General features: G+C 59.9%; 20 protein-coding genes. 14 read left to right on the top strand and 6 right to left on the bottom strand.

The features are described from left to right. Positions 1-71: 71 nt before the first annotated feature. Entirely contained in the window at positions 72-1,118 is a 1,047-nt protein-coding gene (gene pyrC, locus BMZ46_RS01185; RefSeq protein WP_039765844.1) for a dihydroorotase, read from the top strand. Then, complete coding sequence (gene rnt, locus BMZ46_RS01180) at positions 1,115-1,789, top strand: ribonuclease T (protein ID WP_007953196.1); 675 nt, start codon at positions 1,115-1,117, stop codon at positions 1,787-1,789. Before pyrC ends, rnt begins: the two co-directional genes overlap by 4 nt. A 74-nt stretch (positions 1,790-1,863) precedes the next feature. On the opposite strand, the gene BMZ46_RS01175 is transcribed toward rnt, so the two are convergent. Then, a complete protein-coding gene (locus BMZ46_RS01175) occupies positions 1,864-2,466 on the bottom strand; it encodes a peroxiredoxin (RefSeq protein WP_007953195.1) in 603 nt (200 codons plus the stop codon). A gap of 291 nt (positions 2,467-2,757) precedes the next feature. Between BMZ46_RS01175 and BMZ46_RS01170 the strand changes: the two genes are divergently transcribed. Together BMZ46_RS01170 and bfr are read left to right on the top strand one after the other, a co-directional pair. Further along, positions 2,758-2,976, top strand: a complete 219-nt coding sequence (locus tag BMZ46_RS01170) for a bacterioferritin-associated ferredoxin (protein WP_007953193.1) — start codon at positions 2,758-2,760, stop codon at positions 2,974-2,976. Positions 2,977-3,175: 199 nt separating this feature from the next. Then, on the top strand, positions 3,176-3,652 hold the full coding sequence (bfr, locus tag BMZ46_RS01165; protein ID WP_011335740.1) for a bacterioferritin: 477 nt from the start codon (positions 3,176-3,178) through the stop codon (positions 3,650-3,652). 106 nt (positions 3,653-3,758) lie between these two features. Here the strand turns inward: bfr and grxD are convergent, their stop codons facing one another. The 3 genes from grxD to BMZ46_RS01150 form a co-directional block, all read right to left on the bottom strand. Beyond that, positions 3,759-4,100 (bottom strand): Grx4 family monothiol glutaredoxin, encoded by a 342-nt coding sequence (gene grxD, locus BMZ46_RS01160; protein ID WP_039765841.1) that lies wholly within the window; start codon positions 4,098-4,100, stop codon positions 3,759-3,761. 97 nt (positions 4,101-4,197) lie between these two features. Further along, positions 4,198-6,303, bottom strand: coding sequence for a molybdopterin oxidoreductase family protein (locus BMZ46_RS01155; RefSeq protein ID WP_074688467.1), 2,106 nt, complete (start codon positions 6,301-6,303; stop codon positions 4,198-4,200). Positions 6,304-6,434: 131 nt separating this feature from the next. Beyond that, the gene (locus tag BMZ46_RS01150) at positions 6,435-6,725 is read right to left on the bottom strand and encodes a hypothetical protein (RefSeq protein WP_039765836.1); all 291 of its coding nucleotides are present in this window, start codon (positions 6,723-6,725) and stop codon (positions 6,435-6,437) included. A gap of 406 nt (positions 6,726-7,131) precedes the next feature. Here BMZ46_RS01150 and argF point away from each other — a divergent pair, with 406 nt between their 5' ends. After that, positions 7,132-8,052, top strand: coding sequence for an ornithine carbamoyltransferase (gene argF, locus BMZ46_RS01145; RefSeq protein ID WP_039765834.1), 921 nt, complete (start codon positions 7,132-7,134; stop codon positions 8,050-8,052). Continuing rightward, positions 8,049-9,158: an ABC transporter ATP-binding protein gene (locus tag BMZ46_RS01140; RefSeq protein WP_074688469.1), complete on the top strand. Its 1,110-nt coding sequence runs from the start codon at positions 8,049-8,051 to the stop codon at positions 9,156-9,158. Before argF ends, BMZ46_RS01140 begins: the two co-directional genes overlap by 4 nt. A 49-nt stretch (positions 9,159-9,207) precedes the next feature. Here BMZ46_RS01140 and BMZ46_RS01135 read toward each other — a convergent pair whose 3' ends face one another. Both BMZ46_RS01135 and ybaK read right to left on the bottom strand, forming a co-directional pair. After that, on the bottom strand, positions 9,208-9,990 hold the full coding sequence (locus BMZ46_RS01135) for a PhzF family phenazine biosynthesis protein (RefSeq protein WP_074688471.1): 783 nt from the start codon (positions 9,988-9,990) through the stop codon (positions 9,208-9,210). A gap of 89 nt (positions 9,991-10,079) precedes the next feature. Next, positions 10,080-10,550 (bottom strand): Cys-tRNA(Pro) deacylase, encoded by a 471-nt coding sequence (ybaK, locus tag BMZ46_RS01130; RefSeq protein WP_074688473.1) that lies wholly within the window; start codon positions 10,548-10,550, stop codon positions 10,080-10,082. A 360-nt stretch (positions 10,551-10,910) separates the two neighbouring features. Here ybaK and BMZ46_RS01125 point away from each other — a divergent pair, with 360 nt between their 5' ends. The 8 genes from BMZ46_RS01125 to BMZ46_RS01090 all read left to right on the top strand — a co-directional run bounded on the left by BMZ46_RS01125 (position 10,911) and on the right by BMZ46_RS01090 (position 19,803). Then, positions 10,911-11,762: an MIP/aquaporin family protein gene (locus tag BMZ46_RS01125; RefSeq protein ID WP_039765828.1), complete on the top strand. Its 852-nt coding sequence runs from the start codon at positions 10,911-10,913 to the stop codon at positions 11,760-11,762. A gap of 78 nt (positions 11,763-11,840) precedes the next feature. Next, positions 11,841-13,343, top strand: a complete 1,503-nt coding sequence (glpK, locus tag BMZ46_RS01120) for a glycerol kinase GlpK (RefSeq protein WP_039765827.1) — start codon at positions 11,841-11,843, stop codon at positions 13,341-13,343. 239 nt (positions 13,344-13,582) lie between these two features. Next, positions 13,583-14,338 (top strand): DeoR/GlpR family transcriptional regulator, encoded by a 756-nt coding sequence (locus tag BMZ46_RS01115; RefSeq protein WP_007953179.1) that lies wholly within the window; start codon positions 13,583-13,585, stop codon positions 14,336-14,338. 328 nt (positions 14,339-14,666) lie between these two features. After that, positions 14,667-16,205, top strand: a complete 1,539-nt coding sequence (glpD, locus tag BMZ46_RS01110; RefSeq protein ID WP_074688474.1) for a glycerol-3-phosphate dehydrogenase — start codon at positions 14,667-14,669, stop codon at positions 16,203-16,205. 340 nt (positions 16,206-16,545) lie between these two features. After that, positions 16,546-17,460, top strand: a complete 915-nt coding sequence (locus BMZ46_RS01105; RefSeq protein WP_039765825.1) for a glutamate/aspartate ABC transporter substrate-binding protein — start codon at positions 16,546-16,548, stop codon at positions 17,458-17,460. 194 nt (positions 17,461-17,654) lie between these two features. After that, the gene (locus BMZ46_RS01100) at positions 17,655-18,401 is read left to right on the top strand and encodes an amino acid ABC transporter permease (protein ID WP_074688475.1); all 747 of its coding nucleotides are present in this window, start codon (positions 17,655-17,657) and stop codon (positions 18,399-18,401) included. Next, positions 18,401-19,072 carry an amino acid ABC transporter permease gene (locus BMZ46_RS01095; RefSeq protein WP_007953172.1) on the top strand — a complete coding sequence of 224 codons (672 nt, stop codon included), beginning with the start codon at positions 18,401-18,403 and terminating at the stop codon, positions 19,070-19,072. Before BMZ46_RS01100 ends, BMZ46_RS01095 begins: the two co-directional genes overlap by 1 nt. Further along, positions 19,069-19,803 carry an amino acid ABC transporter ATP-binding protein gene (locus BMZ46_RS01090; protein ID WP_007953170.1) on the top strand — a complete coding sequence of 245 codons (735 nt, stop codon included), beginning with the start codon at positions 19,069-19,071 and terminating at the stop codon, positions 19,801-19,803. The genes BMZ46_RS01095 and BMZ46_RS01090 overlap by 4 nt, the downstream gene beginning before the upstream one ends. Positions 19,804-19,843 lie beyond the last annotated feature (40 nt).

The raw sequence follows: 19,843 nt of genomic DNA, 5'->3' as shown, positions 1-19,843 counted from the left end.
TTGATAGCGAGTGCCTGCAAGAGTCTTTTCCGGTAGCATTCGCCTCAGTTTGACCCGCCTGGAATCCCCTCATGTCCGACCGCCTGACCCTGCTGCGTCCCGACGACTGGCACATTCATCTTCGCGATGGTGCCGTGTTGACCAATACCGTTGCGGATGTCGCGCGCACCTTTGGTCGCGCCATCATCATGCCCAACCTGGTACCTCCGGTGCGCAACGCCGCTGAAGCCGACGGCTATCGCCAGCGGATTCTCGCTGCCCGCCCGGCCGGCAGTCGTTTCGAGCCGCTGATGGTGCTGTACCTCACCGACCGCACCCAGCCCGAAGAAATCCGTGAGGCCAAGGCCAGCGGTTTCGTGCACGCCGCCAAGCTTTATCCGGCCGGCGCCACCACCAACTCCGATTCCGGGGTCACCAGCATCGACAAGATTTTCCCGGCGCTGGAAGCCATGGCCGAAGTCGGCATGCCGCTGTTGATCCACGGTGAAGTCACCCGTGGCGACGTCGACGTGTTCGACCGCGAAAAAATCTTCATCGACGAGCACATGCGCCGCGTGGTCGAGCGTTTCCCGACACTGAAAGTGGTGTTCGAACACATCACCACCGGCGATGCCGTGCAGTTCGTCAACGAGGCGTCCGCAAACGTCGGCGCAACGATCACCGCGCATCACCTGCTCTACAACCGCAACCACATGCTGGTGGGCGGGATCCGGCCGCACTTCTATTGCCTGCCGATCCTCAAGCGCAACACACACCAGGAAGCCCTGCTCGACGCCGCCACCAGCGGCAGTGCGAAGTTCTTCCTCGGCACCGACTCGGCGCCGCACGCCCAGCACGCCAAGGAAGCCGCCTGCGGCTGCGCCGGCTGCTACACCGCGTACGCCGCCATCGAGCTGTATGCCGAAGCCTTCGAACAGCGCAATGCGCTGGACAAGCTCGAAGCGTTCGCCAGCCTCAACGGCCCGCGTTTCTACGGCCTGCCGGCAAACACCGATCGCATCACCCTGGTTCGTGACGAATGGACCGCCCCGACCAGCCTGCCTTTCGGCGAGCTGACCGTTATTCCGCTGCGCGCCGGTGAAAAACTGCGCTGGCGCCTGCTGGAGGAACACGCGTGAGTGAAGACCATTTCGACGACGAACTGGACGGTCAAGGTGGCGGCGGTTCGCGCCACCCAATGGCAGCACGCTTTCGCGGCTACCTGCCGGTTGTCGTCGACGTAGAAACCGGTGGCTTCAACTCGGCCACCGACGCTCTGCTGGAGATTGCCGCGACCACCATCGCCATGGATGAAAAGGGTTTCGTCTACCCGGATCACACCTACTTCTTCCGCGTCGAGCCGTTCGAAGGCGCCAACGTTGAAGCGGCGGCACTGGAGTTCACCGGGATCAAGCTCGATCACCCGTTGCGCATGGCCGTCAGCGAAGAAACGGCGCTGACCGACATCTTCCGTGGCGTGCGCAAGGCCTTGAAGGCCAACGGCTGCAAACGGGCGATTCTGGTCGGCCACAACAGCAGCTTCGATCTGGGCTTCCTCAACGCGGCCGTCGCGCGGCTGGACATGAAGCGCAATCCGTTCCACCCGTTCTCCAGCTTCGACACCGCAACCCTCGCCGGCCTGGCCTACGGTCAAACCGTATTGGCCAAGGCCTGTCAGGCCGCCGACATCGACTTCGACGGCCGTGAAGCGCACTCCGCGCGTTACGACACCGAGAAGACGGCCGAGCTGTTCTGCGGCATCGTCAACCGCTGGAAACAGATGGGCGGCTGGGAAGACTTCGACGACTGAGGGTCGCCGGGTTGAATCCCGCACATGAAAAAACCGGCTCAAGAGCCGGTTTTTTTGTACCTCGACGTTGCGCCTTACAGGGCAGCAGCGTTCTCGGTCAGGTAAGCCGCAACGCCTTCTGGCGAAGCGTTCATGCCTTTGTCGCCTTTTTTCCAGTTGGCAGGGCAGACTTCGCCGTGCTCTTCGTGGAATTGCAGCGCGTCAACCAGACGGATCAGCTCTTCCATGTTACGGCCCAGCGGCAGGTCATTGACGATCTGCGAGCGGACAACGCCTTTGTCGTCGATCAGGAACGCGCCACGGAAAGCCACGCCGCCTTCGGACTCAACGTCGTAGGCCTTGGCGATGTCGTGCTTCATGTCGGCAGCCATGGTGTATTTCACCTGACCGATGCCGCCATTGTTGACCGGGGTGTTGCGCCAGGCGTTGTGGGTGAAGTGCGAGTCGATCGACACGGCAATCACTTCAACGTTGCGAGCCTTGAAGTCGGCCATGCGGTTGTCCAGAGCAATCAGCTCGGACGGGCAGACGAAGGTGAAGTCCAGCGGGTAGAAGAACACCAGGCCGTATTTGCCTTTGATGGCCGAGGACAGGGTGAAGCTGTCAACGATCTCGCCATTGCCGAGTACGGCCGGGACGGTGAAGTCAGGGGCTTGTTTGCCTACGAGTACGCTCATTGATATCTCCTGGTGTAGAAACTTGAAGTTCAGGGTTCGGGCCAGCCTGCCACCCTCAGGCGACAGCCCTGTGACACGAACCCCCTTCGCAAGGGCCGACCATCATACACTGCGTTTTTCGACTGTCCTTAAAGGTTTTTCGCGAAATCCCGGCTGGCATTCAGCCATGTACCACCGTTCGTCAGTCACAGCCGTTGGCGATGAAAACCCTTCGGAAAGCACTTTGACAATCATTCTCGTTAACATTAAGATCCATCGCAATTGAGTCACAACCAGCGACGGTTCTCACTTATGTATGTTTGCCTCTGCACTGGCGTCACCGACGGACAAATCCGCGAAGCGATCTATGAAGGTTGCTGCAGCTATAAAGAAGTCCGTCAGGCCACCGGCGTCGCCAGCCAATGCGGCAAATGCGCGTGCCTGGCGAAGGAAGTGGTTCGCGAAACCCTGACCAAGCTGCAAACCGCCCAGGCTGCGATCCCCTACCCGGCAGAATTTACAGCCGCGTAATTATCCCGAATTTGAAGAACCGGACTTATGTCCGGTTTTTTTATGCCTGAAAATCAATTGCTTAGCGCCCAGACGCGGAACACAAACATTCTTATTCCGATTAATTTTCATTTATTATTCAATAACTTAGGTTTGACACTTATAAATACCAAGCTCAAACTCTGCCTTATATACCGTTACTTAGGGCAGGACTCCCATCATGAAAGGCGACGTAACAGTCATCCAGCATCTCAACAAGATCCTTGCCAATGAGCTGGTCGCGATCAATCAGTACTTCCTGCATGCACGCATGTATGAAGATTGGGGCCTGAACAAGCTCGGCAAACACGAGTACCACGAATCCATCGACGAGATGAAGCACGCGGACAAGCTGATCAAGCGCATCCTGTTCCTTGAAGGCCTGCCGAACGTGCAGGATCTGGGCAAGCTGCACATCGGCGAGCACACCAAGGAAATGCTGGAGTGCGACCTGCGTATCGAGAAGACCGGCCATGCCGACCTCAAGGCCGCCATCGCCCACTGCGAATCCGTCGGTGACTTCGGCAGCCGCGAACTGCTCGAAGACATCCTCGAATCCGAAGAGGAACACATCGACTGGCTGGAAACCCAACTGGGCCTGATCGATAAAGTAGGTCTTGAGAACTATCTGCAATCGCAGATGGGCGAAGACGAGTAATCAGCCAGCGCTAAACTCGAGACACTAAAAAGCCCCGCCCTCTTTCGAGAGGCGGGGCTTTTTATTGCCCGGACTTCAGACTCGCCGAAATCCGGGCAGAAGCCAATCAGGCTTCGGACTTGGCCGCAGCAGCCTTGGCGGATGCTTCCTTGACCAGAGTCTGCAGCTCACCGTTGGCGAACATTTCAGCCATGATGTCGCTGCCGCCGACCAGTTCACCGGCTACCCACAGCTGCGGGAAAGTCGGCCAGTTGGCGTACTTCGGCAGGTTGGCGCGGATTTCCGGGTTCTGCAGGATGTCGACGTAGGCGAACTTCTCGCCACAGCCCATCACAGCCTGCGCAGCTTTCGCGGAGAAGCCACACTGCGGGGCATTCGGCGAGCCTTTCATGTAAAGCAGAATGGTGTTGTTGGCAATCTGCTCTTTAATCGTTTCGATGATATCCATGGAGCACCTCGGCTGAACTTTCCGACTCATGGGTCGGCACGGTGGCGCATTGTAACGGAATCCCGAGCGCCCTGCTCGGTCTCCCCGACAGACTTGCTCAAGCCGCCGCCACCGTCACCGGCACACCATTGAGCGCCGCATTGCCTGACAGCTCGTCGAGCTGGCATTCATCGGTCAGGTCATTGGCGCTGGAGCCGGGTTGGCCGCTGGCAATCGCCATCTGCACACCCGGACGGGCGTGGCCCCATCCGTGCGGCAGGCTGACCACGCCTTTCATCATGTCGGCACTGCCCAGCACCTCGACCTCGATCTGCCCGACCCGTGAACTGACCCGCACGAGCTGCCCGTCACTTAGCCCGCGACTGGCGAGATCGGCCGGGTTCATCAGCAACTGATGACGCGGCTTGCCCTTCACCAATCGATGGTAATTGTGCATCCACGAATTGTTGCTGCGCACATGACGGCGGCCGATCATCAACAGCTCATCGGCGGCCGGCGCCTGCAACGCGGCGAAGCGCGCCAGGTCGGCGAGGATTTCCGGCGGCGCCGCCTGAACTCGTTGATTGGCGGTCTTCAATCGCGGTGTCAGGTTGGGCTTCAGTGCTCCCAGATCAACGCCGTGCGGATGATCAAACAGCGTCGCCAGCGACAATTTGTACTCCGACGCATCGCCATAGGCGCCCATGCGCAATCCCATATCGATCATCTTCGCCGGCGGCATCGTCGGTTTCAGCTCCTTGCCGGTCTTCGCGGCAAAGGCCTTGGCCAGGCCGACGAAGATCTCCCAGTCGTGCAGTGCCCCCTCGGGTTTGGCGAGGATTGCCCGGTTGAAACGGCTGACGTTGCGCACGGCGAACAGGTTGAAGGTGGTGTCGTAGTGATCGTTTTCCAGCGCCGAAGTCGACGGCAGGATCAGGTCGGCGTAACGGGTGGTTTCGTTGATATACAGGTCGACGCTGACCATGAACTCCAGCCCGTCCAGGGCCTGCTCCAGCTGCCGGCCATTGGGCGTGGACAACACCGGGTTACCGGCCACGGTGATCAACGCGCGAATCTGCCCCTCGCCTTCGGTGAGCATCTCTTCGGCCAGCGCCGAGACCGGCAACTCGCCGCCGTATTCAGGACGCCCGGACACGCGGCTCTGCCATTTATTGAAGTGCCCGCCCGAAGTCGACGCCACCAGATCCACCGCAGGCTCGGTGCACAAGGCACCGCCGACGCGGTCCAGGTTGCCGGTGACCAGATTGATCAACTGCACAACCCAATGGCACAGCGTGCCAAAGGCCTGAGTGGAAACACCCATCCGGCCATAACAAACAGCGCTTGGCGCGGCGGCGAAGTCCCGGGCCAGTTGGCGGATCTGTTCGGCGGGAACGGCGCACAACGGGCTCATGGCTTCGGCGGTGAAACCCGCTACCGCCGCGCGGACTTCGTCCATACCGTCCACCGGCAGATGACTGTCCGAAGTCAGGCCCTCGGCGAAAAGAGTATTGAGCACACCAAACAGCAACGCCGCGTCGCCACCCGGACGCACGAACAGATGCTGATCAGCCATCGCCGCCGTCTCGCTGCGCCGAGGATCGATCACCACCACTTTGCCGCCCCGGGCCTGAATCGCCTTCAGACGCTTCTCGACATCCGGCACGGTCATGATGCTGCCATTGGATGCCAGCGGATTGCCGCCCAGGATCAGCATGAAATCGGTGTGATCAATGTCCGGAATCGGCAGCAGCAGGCCGTGGCCGTACATCAGGTAGCTGGTCAGGTGATGGGGCAGCTGATCGACCGACGTCGCCGAATAGCGGTTGCGGGTTTTCAACAGACCGAGGAAGTAATTGCTGTGGGTCATCAGCCCGTAGTTATGCACGCTGGGATTGCCCTGATACACGGCGACCGCGTTCTGCCCATGACGCTCCTGAATCGCCGAGAGTTTTTCGGCGACCAGCTCGAACGCTTCGTCCCACTCGATGGGCAACCATTCGCTGCCGACCCGGCGCATCGGCTGGCGCAGGCGATCCGGATCGTTCTGGATGTCTTGCAGCGCCACGGCCTTGGGGCAGATGTGCCCACGACTGAACGTGTCCTGAGCATCGCCCTTGATCGAGGTGATTTGCACCTGACCGTCAGTTTCGGTGGTTTCGATGGTCAAGCCGCAGATGGCTTCACACAGGTGGCAGGCACGGTGATGGAGAGTCTTGGTCATGGCCAGTCTCTGTCTTGTTCTGGGCAGGCAATCACGCCTGCGGGAACAAAACTATGGCCCGCAGCCCGATGCAGCGCCAGCGACGTTCGTCTTGTGAATCGGCGGCCATCAGGCCGGCCGATAGACCCGCGTCAGTTCGCCGGAAGCTGTGGCGGTGCGGCCAGCTGGATTTCCTGGATGGTCTCTATCTGCTCGTGGGCGATGTGGACGCCGGTGAGTTCGCCGATCAGTCGCCAATGCTCGTCGAGCCCGGCGCTGATGGTCGCCATACGGTCGATCATCTGTCGACTGGCGGCCTTGACCACGTCGTCTTCGCTGCGCATCAGTTCGAAGGACATCGAGGTCATCGAGGCGGTGAGGTGGGTCAATGAGCGTGCCGTGTGGCCCAGCAGTTCCATTAACAGTTTTTCTTTCGATTCCATGCGGAGGCTTCCTGCGTCGCTCGTGATTTATTTATAACCCAGCACTTTGCTTTAGCAAATGTTTCAACCTGCGCATCCGACCAAGCGAACCGGTGCCTCACCGGTCGCAAACCGACCAGAGCGCTGCCATCCCCGCCGCGCCGGATTGCCAAGCCCGGTGGGGCCAGTGTACAAATACCTCGCTGCCCTCTCGAAAACTGACCGGAAATCACAGTGTTCGCACTGCTGACATCCCGGCGCATTTCTGCAAAAACCGTAGCCTATTGGAAAAACGCGACATTTAGTGTCAATATCGCGCCTTCCCCTATTTCGTCGCCCCCGTGCGGCTTACGCCGCAGGTCTCGCCCGTTGTTCCGATAAACAAGGCTTTGAGCATCTGCGGTTTGTAGCAAAAAGGTAGTCAATGATGAGCGCAAGGCACTTTCTCTCCCTGATGGATTGCACGCCCGAAGAGCTGGTCAGCGTGATCCGTCGAGGCGTTGAGCTCAAGGACCTGCGTAACCGCGGCGTACTGTTCGAGCCTCTGAAAAACCGCGTCCTGGGGATGATCTTCGAGAAGTCCTCGACCCGCACACGCATCTCCTTCGAAGCCGGCATGATCCAGCTCGGCGGCCAGGCGATCTTCCTGTCGCCGCGCGACACCCAACTGGGCCGTGGCGAGCCGATCGGCGACTGCGCCATCGTCATGTCGAGCATGCTCGACGCGGTGATGATCCGTACCTTTGCCCACAGCACCCTGACCGAATTCGCCGCCAACTCCCGCGTGCCGGTGATCAACGGCCTGTCCGATGACCTGCATCCGTGTCAGTTGCTGGCCGACATGCAGACGTTCCTCGAACACCGCGGCTCGATCCAGGGCAAGACTGTGGCCTGGATCGGCGACGGCAACAACATGTGCAACAGCTATATAGAAGCGGCGATCCAGTTCGACTTCCAGTTGCGCGTGGCCTGCCCTGAAGGCTATGAGCCGAATCCTGAATTCGTGGCCAAGGCCGGTGACCGCGTGACCATCGTCCGCGACCCGAAAGACGCCGTGCGCGGCGCGCACCTGGTCAGCACCGATGTCTGGACCTCCATGGGCCAGGAAGAGGAGACCGCCAAGCGCCTGAAGCTGTTTGCGCCGTTTCAGGTCAACCGTGCCCTGCTCGACCTGGCAGCCGATGACGTGCTATTCATGCACTGCCTGCCCGCTCACCGCGGTGAGGAAATCAGCCTCGACCTGCTCGATGACCCGCGCTCCGTCGCCTGGGATCAGGCAGAAAACCGTCTCCACGCACAGAAGGCCCTGCTCGAGTTCCTTGTCGAACCGGCATATCACCACGCATGAGTCATGAATTACTGCTGAACCTGCGCAACCTCGCTTGCGGCTATCAAGATCAACGTGTGGTGCAGAACCTCAATCTGCACCTCAACGCCGGTGACATCGGCTGCCTGCTTGGCTCCTCCGGCTGCGGCAAGACCACCACCCTGCGTGCGATTGCCGGTTTCGAACCGGTGCACGAAGGGGAAATTTCTCTCGGCGGTGAGGTCATCTCCAGCGCCGGTTTTACCCTCGCCCCGGAAAAACGCCGGATCGGCATGGTGTTCCAGGACTACGCGCTGTTCCCGCACCTGAGTGTCGCGGACAACATCGCCTTCGGTATCCGCAAACACCCGAACAAGGAGCGCGTGACCGAGGAGCTGCTGGAACTGGTCAACCTGAAGAACCTCGGCAAACGCTTCCCCCATGAGCTGTCGGGCGGCCAGCAACAACGTGTCGCCCTCGCCCGCGCCCTGGCGCCGGAGCCGCAACTGTTGTTGCTCGACGAGCCGTTCTCCAACCTCGATGGCGAGTTGCGCCGCAAGCTCAGCCACGAAGTGCGCGACATCCTCAAGACCCGTGGCACCAGTGCAATTCTGGTGACTCACGATCAGGAAGAAGCCTTCGCCGTCAGCGATCACGTCGGTGTATTCAAGGAAGGCCGGCTGGAGCAGTGGGACACGCCGTACAACCTCTATCACGAGCCGGCGACACCGTACGTGGCCAGTTTTATCGGTCAGGGTTACTTCATTCGCGGCCAGCTCGGCAGCCCGGAGTCGGTGCAGACCGAACTCGGTGAACTGCGCGGCAATCGCGCCTACACCTGGCCGATCGGTGGCGCGGTGGATGTGCTGCTGCGTCCGGACGACATCGTTTACGCGCCGGACAGTTCGCTGAAAGCGCGGATCGTCGGCAAGACCTTCCTCGGCGCTTCGACCCTGTATCGCCTGCAACTGCCGACCGGCGCACAGCTGGAATCGATCTTCCCGAGCCACGCCGATCATCAGGTGGGAGCGGATGTCGGGATTCGTGTGGCGGCGGAACATCTGGTGCTGTTCCAGGCTTCCGGCAGCACCGCTGCGCAGATTCCGGCGCTGGAAAACGGCGTTCGCCGTTACAGTACTGCGCACTGATCTGCACACAAACAACGAGGGAGCCTGATGGCTCCCTTATTTTTTGCTCTCAGCCCAGCATCAATGTGCCGCTGGCCACCAGCGTCGCATTGCCGCCGATCTTCACCCGCTCGCCTTCCAGCCGACAAAACAGCTCGCCGCCCCGCGCCGAGCGCTGGCATGCAGTGAGGCTGGATTTGCCCAGACGTTTCGACCAGTACGGAATCAGGCTGCAGTGGGTCGAACCGGTCACCGGGTCCTCATTGATACCGATGGCCGGAGCGAAATAGCGCGAGACAAAATCATGCTGATTGCCCCGGGCGGTGACGATCGCACCCAACCACGGCAGCTTGGCGAGGGCGACCATGTCCGGCTGGCAATCGAGCACCGCCTGCTCGGACTCCAGCACCACAAACAGCTCGTTGGAACTCAGAACGTCCACCGCCTGAACATTCAGCGCCCGCTCGATCTCCACGGTGACACCTTTCTCAACCGCTTCGATGGCCGGGAAATCCAGCCACAACCGGCCGCCTTCGCGGCTGACGCTTAACGACCCGGACTTGCAGGTGAAGTCCAGACGCTCGGCGTTTTCCTTATAGATCTCGAACAGCACGTAGGCGCTGGCCAGGGTCGCATGACCACACAGCGGCACCTCGGTGGTCGGCGTGAACCAGCGGATGTGCCATGCCTGCCCCTCGCGCACCAGAAACGCGGTTTCCGCCAGATTGTGCTCGGCGGCGATCTTCTGCATCAGGTCGTCCGCGAGCCACGCGTCGAGCCGATAGACCATTGCCGGATTGCCACTGAACGGCCGATCACTGAACGCGTCGACCTGATGAAACTCGAGCTGCATAACCTTCTCCCTGTGTCAGTCGAACGAGCATGCAGCGCCGGCCGGATCCGCGCCAGTGACAGTGCCGGCCAATTTTCTTCATACAGACATCAAGGGCGACCGATGTCGGCAAATTTCGCCTGGGTGTGCTCTGCCAAAACCGCCGGCGCCAGCTCCACTTCCAGCCCGCGCCGACCGGCGCTGACATAAATGCTCGCAAAAGGCTGGGCCGAATTATCGATGAAGGTACGCAGGCGTTTTTTCTGCCCCAGCGGGCTGATGCCGCCCAGCAGGTAACCGGTGGAACGCTGCGCGGCGGCCGGGTCGGCCATCTCGACTTTTTTCACGCCGGCGGCGTGAGCAAGCCCCTTGAGGTCGAGACTTCCGACGACCGGCACCACCGCCACCAGCAACTCTCCCTTCTCACTGGCTGCCAGCAGCGTCTTGAACACCTGCGCCGGATCGAGCCCCAGTTTTTCCGCGGCCTCCAGGCCATACGACGCGGCCTTCGGGTCATGTTCGTAACTGTGCACGCGATGTTCGGCACGAACTTTTTTCAACAAGTCCAACGCAGGGGTCATGGCAGCTCCGGGCTCGGCAGTGGCAAAAAATCCTGCGGCGGATTTTAGGCCATCGTTGGGCAAAAGGCTCTACCACGCGCCACGTTTCCCGGGGTTTGCAGGCCAGTAACAACCGCGCAGGCCGGGTGACCCGCAGGATCATTCACGTGACTGATAGTTTATTTGTGACTGGCGGTTCACTTTCGACCTTTGACAGGTTTGTTTCTTGTCTATATTTTTTCGAATCTGAATAATGTAAGAATTATCGTCATCGCAGCACCCAGCAGTAAACCGGGAACAGGATGGGGATCCTGCCTCGGCGAAAATCGCGCCTTGCCCTGTCGGCAACGCGCCAGACAACAACAAAAACCGAGGTTTTCAATGACAACTGCGTTACAGCAACCATCGCTCTCGAGCCAGTGCCTGGCCGAGTTTCTGGGCACTGCACTCCTGATCTTTTTCGGTACGGGTTGCGTCGCCGCGCTCAAGGTCGCGGGCGCCAGTTTCGGTCTGTGGGAAATCAGCATCATCTGGGGCGTCGGCGTTAGCATGGCGATCTACCTCACCGCCGGCGTTTCCGGTGCGCACCTGAACCCCGCCGTCAGTATTGCTCTGAGCATTTTTGCCGACTTCGAAAAGCGCAAACTGCCGTTCTACATTCTGGCCCAGATCGCCGGTGCCTTCTGCGGCGCGCTGCTGGTTTACACGCTGTACAGCAACCTGTTCTTCGATTTCGAACAAACTCACCATATGGTTCGTGGCACTGAAGCCAGCCTGGAATTGGCGTCGGTGTTCTCCACCTTCCCGAACCCTGCGCTATCGACTGCCCAGGCGTTCCTGGTCGAGGTGATCATCACCGCGATCCTGATGGGCGTGATCATGTCCCTGACCGACGATAACAACGGCCTGCCGAAAGGCCCGCTGGCGCCGCTGCTGATCGGTCTGCTGATTGCCGTGATCGGCAGCTCAATGGGCCCGCTGACCGGTTTCGCGATGAACCCGGCCCGGGACTTCGGTCCGAAACTGATGACTTTCTTCGCCGGCTGGGGTGAAATTTCCTTCACTGGCGCACGTGAAATCCCGTACTTCCTGATTCCGATTTTTGCACCGATTGTCGGTGCCTGCCTCGGCGCTGCCGGGTATCGCGGGCTGATTGCCCGTCACCTGACCGGCGTCACACCTGCTACAAAGGATGCAGAACCGGCCATTGACGGCAAACCAAGAACTTCTTGAAACAGTCGGCGCGGGCTCCTGCCCTTATAGAGCCCGCGCCACGGCCCACTCTCCCTTATTTCGTCCAAGGCAATCGACATGACCGACATTCAGAACAAGAACTACATCATTGCCCTCGATCAGGGTACGACCAGCTCCCGCGCGATCATTTTCGACCGCGACGCGAACGTGGTCTGCACCGCACAACGGGAATTCGCCCAGCATTACCCGCAAGCAGGTTGGGTCGAACACGACCCGATGGAAATCTTCGCCACCCAGAGCGCGGTGATGGTCGAAGCACTGGCCCAGGCCGGCCTGCACCATGACCAGGTCGCAGCCATCGGCATCACCAACCAGCGTGAAACCACCGTGGTCTGGGACAAGACCACCGGCCGTCCGGTGTACAACGCTATCGTCTGGCAATGCCGCCGCAGCACCGAGATCTGCCAGCAGCTCAAGCGCGACGGTCATGAAGACTACATCCGCGACACCACAGGCCTGGTCACCGATCCGTACTTCTCCGGCACCAAACTGAAGTGGATCCTCGACAACGTCGAAGGCAGCCGTGAACGCGCACGTAACGGCGAACTGCTGTTCGGCACTGTCGATAGCTGGCTGATCTGGAAATTCACCGGCGGCAAGGTTCACGTCACCGACTACACCAACGCCTCGCGCACCATGCTCTTCAACATCCACACCCTGGAGTGGGACGCGAAGATGCTGGAGATCCTCGACATCCCGCGCGAGATGCTGCCGGAAGTCAAAGCCTCCTCGGAAATCTACGGCCGTACCAAAAGCGGCATCGCCATCGGCGGTATCGCCGGCGACCAGCAGGCTGCGCTGTTCGGTCAGATGTGCGTCGAGCCGGGCCAGGCAAAAAACACCTACGGCACCGGTTGCTTCCTGCTGATGAACACCGGCGACAAAGCGGTGAAATCCCAGCACGGCATGCTCACCACCATCGCTTGCGGCCCGCGCGGCGAAGTGGCTTACGCCCTGGAAGGCGCGGTATTCAACGGCGGTTCGACCGTGCAGTGGCTGCGCGATGAACTGAAAATCGTCAACGACGCCCACGACACCGAATACTTCGCCAATAAAGTGAAGGACAGCAACGGCGTGTATCTGGTGCCAGCCTTCACCGGCCTCGGCGCGCCCTACTGGGACCCGTATGCCCGTGGCGCCCTGTTCGGCCTGACCCGTGGCGTGCGTGTGGATCACATCATCCGCGCTGCGCTGGAATCGATTGCCTACCAGACCCGCGACGTCCTCGACGCCATGCAACAGGACTCCGGCGAACGCCTCAAGGCCCTGCGTGTGGACGGCGGCGCGGTGGCGAACAACTTCCTTATGCAGTTCCAGGCCGACATCCTCGGCACTCAAGTCGAACGTCCGAAAATGCGCGAAACCACGGCGCTCGGCGCAGCTTATCTGGCTGGCCTGGCTTGCGGTTTCTGGGGCAGCCTGGAAGAACTGCGCGGCAAAGCGGTGATCGAGCGCGAGTTCGAACCGAGCCTGGACGAAGCGGCCAAAGAGAAGCTCTATAAAGGCTGGAAAAAAGCCGTCAGCCGTACCCGTGATTGGGAACGTGAAGACGCTGAATAAGCCAGTCTGAGGACTGACTAAGGCTGGTCCAAACAGCGTGAAAGCGTAGCGAGCGAAGGCAAGACAAGGCAAAAACAGGCGAGGACGCGGAGTTTACGGGTTTGTAAATGAGCAGTCCGAGCCTGTTTTTAACGCAGGATTGCCGAGCGCAGTAGCTTTCACGTTGTTTGGAAACTGGTAGGGAGCGGATTCCTGCGTCATCATGGGCAAATTTTGCACGGCAGCCCAAAGGAAGCCCCATGAATCTGCCTCCCCGTCAGCAGCAAATCCTCGAGCTGGTCCGCGAACGCGGCTATGTGAGCATCGAGGAAATGGCCACGCTGTTCGTTGTTACCCCGCAAACCATCCGCCGCGATATCAATCAACTGGCGGAAGCCAATCTGCTGCGTCGCTACCACGGCGGCGCCGCCTATGATTCCAGCGTCGAAAATACCGCCTACGCGATGCGCGCCGATCAGATGCGCGATGAAAAGCAACGCATCGGCGAAGCCATCGCCGCACAGATTCCCGATCACGCCTCGCTGTTCATCAATATCGGTACGACGACCGAATCGATTGCCCGCGCCCTGCTCAATCACAGCCACCTGAAGATCATCACCAACAACCTGCACGTCGCTTCGATGCTCAGCGCCAAGGATGATTTCGATGTGCTGCTGACCGGCGGCAACGTGCGTCGCGACGGCGGCGTGGTGGGTCAGGCGAGCGTGGACTTCATCAACCAGTTCAAGGTCGACTTTGCGCTGGTGGGTATCAGCGGCATCGACGAAGACGGCAGCCTGCTCGACTTCGATTACCAGGAAGTGCGGGTGTCCCAGGCGATCATCGCCAATGCCCGGCAGGTGATCCTGGCGGCGGACTCCAGCAAGTTCGGGCGTAACGCGATGATCCGCCTCGGCCCGATCAGCCTGATCGATTGCCTGGTCACCGATCAGCAGCCGGTGCCGGCCCTGGCGCAACTGCTGAGCCAGCACAAGATTCGTCTGGAAGTCGTTTAACCCTCTCCCGCATAACTCCCTCCCGGCGAATTCTCGTTCCCACGCTCTGCGTGGGAATGCCGCCCGGGACGCTCTGCGTCCCATTCAGAAGCCGACGCAGAGCGTCAATGTATGCATTCCCACGCAGACGGTTCGACGCCTCGACGTGGGAACGATCAGTACTCTAACGCGCATTTCATGTTCGAATATTTTCCTTTCTCGACCCTTCGATGAGTTTTTTCAATCGAAGTCGACTGGCTGCGCGCGTCTTTATGGGCTACCATTTTCGCAAATGAACATTCATGTTCGATTTCCAAGACAGAAAATCAAAAGAGCCCGAGGCCAGCCGATGTCCACATCTACCTTGCGTACGCCCCCTATCTCCGAGATCTACGACATCGCCGTCATCGGCGGCGGGATCAATGGCGTGGGGATCGCAGCGGATGCCGCCGGTCGCGGTCTTTCGGTGTTCCTTTGCGAAAAGGACGATCTGGCCAGCCACACCTCGTCGGCCAGCAGCAAGCTGATCCACGGTGGCCTGCGCTACCTCGAACATTATGAATTCCGCCTGGTGCGCGAAGCTCTGGCCGAGCGCGAAGTGCTGCTGGCCAAGGCCCCGCACATCGTCAAGCCAATGCGTTTCGTGCTGCCGCACCGCCCGCACCTGCGTCCGGCGTGGATGATTCGCGCAGGCCTGTTCCTCTATGACCACCTCGGCAAGCGCGAAAAACTGGCGGGCTCGAAAAGCCTGAAGTTCGGCGCCGACAGTGCACTGAAAAGCGAAATCAGCAAAGGCTTCGAATACTCCGACTGCTGGGTCGACGACGCCCGCCTCGTGGTTCTCAACGCCATGGCTGCCCGTGAAAAAGGCGCGCACATTCACACCCAGACCCGTTGCGTCAGTGCCCGCCGCGCCAAGGGCCTGTGGCACCTGAACCTGGAACGCGCCGACGGCAGCCTGTTTTCGATCACCGCCAAAGCGCTGGTGAACGCCGCCGGTCCGTGGGTCGCCAAGTTCATCCGTGATGACCTGAAGATGGAATCGCCGTACGGCATCCGCCTGATCCAGGGCAGCCACATCATCGTGCCGAAACTGTACGAAGGCGATCACGCGCACATCCTGCAAAACGAAGATCAGCGCATCGTGTTCACCATTCCGTACCTGAACAACCTGACTCTGATCGGCACCACCGACCGCGAGTACACCGGCGATCCGGCCAACGTGGCGATCACCGATGGCGAAACCGATTACCTGCTGAAAGTCGTCAACGCCCACTTCAAGAAGCAGATCAGCCGTGACGACATCCTGCACACCTATTCAGGCGTGCGTCCGCTGTGCAATGACGAATCCGATAACCCGTCGGCCGTGACCCGCGACTACACCCTGGCGTTGTCCGGCAGTACCGAAGAAGCGCCGCTGCTGTCGGTGTTCGGCGGCAAGCTGACCACCTACCGCAAGCTCGCCGAGTCGGCGATGGCGCAGTTGATGCCGTTCTTCACCCAGATGCGCCCGAGCTGGACGGCCACCGCCACCCTGCCCGGCGGCGAAGACATGACCACGCCACAGGCCTTGAGCGCGCAGATCCGCGACAAGTTCGACTGGGTACCGACCGAAATTGCCCGTCGCTGGGCCACTACCTACGGCAGCCGCACCTGGCGCATGCTCGAAGGCGTGGACACCCTCGCCGACCTGGGCGAACACATCGGCGGCGGCCTCTATACCCGTGAAGTCGATTACTTGTGCACCGAAGAATGGGCCACCACCGCGCACGACATCCTGTGGCGTCGCAGCAAACTGGGCCTGTTCACCACACCGGCCGAGCAAGAGCGACTGGCGGCGTACCTGAACAAGGTCGAACAGAACCGCAGCAAGATCGAAGCGGCCTGATTCGTTCGTCGCTGAACAAAAAGCCCCTGAATCGAAAGATTCAGGGGCTTTTTGCATTCAGGCTGAAACAAGGCGTGTCGCAGACGTTCGGTTTTCCGAACGCGACCTGACGGTCAATTCGGTTAACCGGATCAGATCCACGGAAAAACACCATCACAAAACTTTAATAACGTTATAAATCAATGCATTAACGTGTAGCGACTGGTCTGGCACGACTCATGCTCTACACTCCTTCGACGAATGCCTGTTGCGCCAACACAACAGGAGCCGTCAGGCATTCGAAGCTCAAAAGGGCCCGCTCAACCGGCTCCATAAAAAAAACAATGTCGAGGAAAATTTGATGCGCATCGTTCCCCATATCCTGGGCGCAGCCATTGCTGCCGCTCTGATCAGCACACCAGTTTTCGCTGCCGAACTCACCGGCACCCTTAAGAAGATCAAAGAGTCCGGCGTCATCACCCTGGGCCACCGTGACGCTTCCATTCCTTTCTCCTACATCGCTGACGCTTCCGGCAAGCCGGTCGGCTACTCCCACGATATCCAGCTGGCCATCGTCGAAGCGATCAAGAAAGACCTGGACCTGCCAAACCTGCAGGTCAAATACAACCTCGTCACTTCGCAAACCCGTATCCCGCTGGTGCAGAACGGCACCGTGGACGTCGAGTGCGGCTCCACCACCAACAACGTCGAGCGTCAGCAACAGGTCGACTTCTCCGTCGGCATCTTCGAAATCGGTACCCGTCTGCTGTCCAAGGCTGACTCCAAGTACAAGGATTTCGACGATCTGAAAGGCAAGAACGTCGTGACCACCGCCGGCACCACTTCCGAGCGTATCCTCAAGGCGATGAACGCTGACAAGCAGATGGGCATGAACGTGATTTCCGCCAAGGACCACGGTGAGTCCTTCCAGATGCTGGAATCGGGTCGTGCCGTTGCGTTCATGATGGACGATGCCCTGCTGGCCGGCGAAGCCGCCAAAGCCAAGAAAGCCTCCGACTGGGCCGTGACCGGTACTCCACAGTCGTACGAAATCTATGGCTGCATGATGCGCAAGGGCGATGCGCCGTTCAAAAAGGCTGTCGACGACGCCATCAAGGCGACCTACGCGTCGGGCGAGATCAACAAGATCTACGAAAAATGGTTCATGCAGCCGATTCCGCCAAAAGGCCTGAACCTGAACTTCCCGATGAGCGACGAGCTCAAGGCCCTGATCGCCAATCCGACCGACAAAGCGGCTGACGACAAGAAATCCTGATTTCTGACTAACCTTATCCCCTGAGGAGGCGCCTGCCTTTTCAGGGGATGGTCACTCCCTGCTGGCACTTATTGGAAACACTCGAACCGGTGGCTGTCGAGCCGATCGCGTGTGCCTGATTTTCACAATCAGGGCGGGAACGGAGCTTCCCCAGGCGGGCACTTGTACATCGATCGAATCGAGGGGAGACCCTAATGAATTACAACTGGGACTGGGGCGTGTTCTTCAAGTCCACCGGCGTGGGCAGCGAGACCTATCTCGACTGGTTCATTTCCGGTCTGGGCTGGACCATCGCCATCGCCATCGTGGCCTGGATGATCGCCCTGATACTCGGCTCGCTGCTGGGCATCATGCGCACCGTGCCGAACCGCATCGTGTCGGGCATCGCGACCTGCTACGTCGAACTGTTCCGTAACGTGCCGCTGCTGGTTCAGCTGTTCATCTGGTACTTCCTGGTGCCCGATCTGCTGCCGCCGGATCTGCAGGAGTGGTACAAGCAGGACCTGAACCCGACCACCTCGGCCTACCTGAGCGTTGTCGTGTGCCTGGGCCTGTTCACCGCCGCCCGTGTCTGCGAACAGGTTCGCACCGGCATCCAGGCGCTGCCACGCGGCCAGGAATCCGCCGCCCGCGCCATGGGTTTCAAGCTGCCGCAGATCTACTGGAACGTGCTGCTGCCCCAGGCCTACCGGATCATCATTCCGCCGCTTACCTCGGAATTTTTGAACGTGTTCAAGAACTCCTCCGTGGCGTCCCTGATCGGTCTGATGGAGCTGCTGGCGCAAACCAAACAGACCGCCGAATTCTCGGCCAACCTGTTTGAAGCCTTCACCCTGGCGACCCTGATCTATTTCACCCTCAACATGAGCCTGATGCTGCTGATGCGCATGGTCGAGAAGAAAGTCGCCGTGCCCGGCCTGATCTCCGTGGGGGGTAAATAATGGAATTCGATTTCAGTGGCATCGTTCCGGCCATTCCCGGCCTGTGGAACGGCATGCTGATGACCCTCAAGCTGATGGCGCTGGGCGTGGTCGGCGGGATCATCCTCGGCACCATCCTCGCGCTGATGCGCCTGTCCCACAGCAAACTGCTGTCGAGCATCGCCGGTGCGTACGTCAACTATTTCCGTTCGATCCCGCTGCTGCTGGTGATCACCTGGTTCTATCTGGCAGTGCCGTTCGTGCTGCGCTGGATCACCGGCGAAGACACCCCGATCGGCGCGTTCACCTCGTGCATCGTGGCGTTCATGATGTTCGAAGCGGCGTACTTCTGCGAAATCGTCCGGGCCGGCGTGCAGTCGATCCCGAAAGGCCAGATGGGCGCGGCGCAGGCACTGGGCATGACCTACGGCCAGATGATGCGCCTGATCATCCTGCCCCAGGCGTTCCGCAAGATGACCCCGCTGCTGCTGCAGCAGAGCATCATCCTGTTCCAGGACACCTCGCTGGTCTACACCGTGGGCCTGGTGGACTTCCTCAACGCCTCGCGCGCCAGTGGCGACATCATTGGCCGCTCGAATGAGTTCCTGATCTTCGCAGGTCTCGTGTACTTCACCATCAGCTTTGCCGCCTCGGTGCTGGTCAAGCGTCTGCAAAAAAGGTTCGCCGTATGATCTCTATCAAAAACATCAACAAGTGGTATGGGGACTTCCAGGTGCTGACCGATTGCAGCACCGAGGTCAAAAAGGGTGAAGTGATCGTGGTCTGCGGCCCGTCCGGTTCGGGCAAGTCGACCCTGATCAAGTGCGTCAACGCACTGGAGCCGTTTCAGAAAGGCGACATCGTGGTCGACGGCACGTCGATTGCCGATCCGAAGACCAACCTGCCGAAACTGCGCTCGCGCGTCGGCATGGTGTTCCAGCATTTCGAACTGTTCCCGCACCTGACCATCACCGAAAACCTGACCATCGCGCAGATCAAGGTGCTGGGCCGCAGCAAGGAAGAGGCGACCAAAAAGGGTCTGCAACTGCTCGAGCGCGTCGGCCTGTCGGCTCATGCCCACAAGCATCCGGGGCAACTGTCGGGTGGTCAGCAACAGCGCGTGGCGATCGCCCGTGCGCTGGCGATGGACCCGATCGTCATGCTGTTCGACGAACCGACCTCGGCGCTGGATCCGGAAATGGTCAACGAAGTGCTCGACGTGATGGTGCAGCTGGCCCACGAAGGCATGACCATGATGTGCGTGACCCACGAAATGGGCTTCGCCCGTAAAGTGGCCGACCGCGTGATCTTCATGGACGCCGGCAAGATCATCGAAGACTGCAAGAAAGAAGAGTTCTTTGGCGACATCAGCCAACGCTCCGAACGCGCGCAGCATTTCCTCGAGAAAATCCTGCAGCACTAAAAACTGCTGCATTCCCCGACATCCACTGTCGGGGAATGCA

This window comes from Pseudomonas sp. NFIX49, from assembly GCF_900115915.1.
In the GTDB taxonomy this organism is placed as follows: Bacteria; Pseudomonadota; Gammaproteobacteria; order Pseudomonadales; family Pseudomonadaceae; genus Aquipseudomonas; species Aquipseudomonas pharyngis.
The sequence above is the reverse complement of the archived record's forward strand: the minus strand, read 5'-3'. Positions and strand labels throughout refer to the sequence as shown.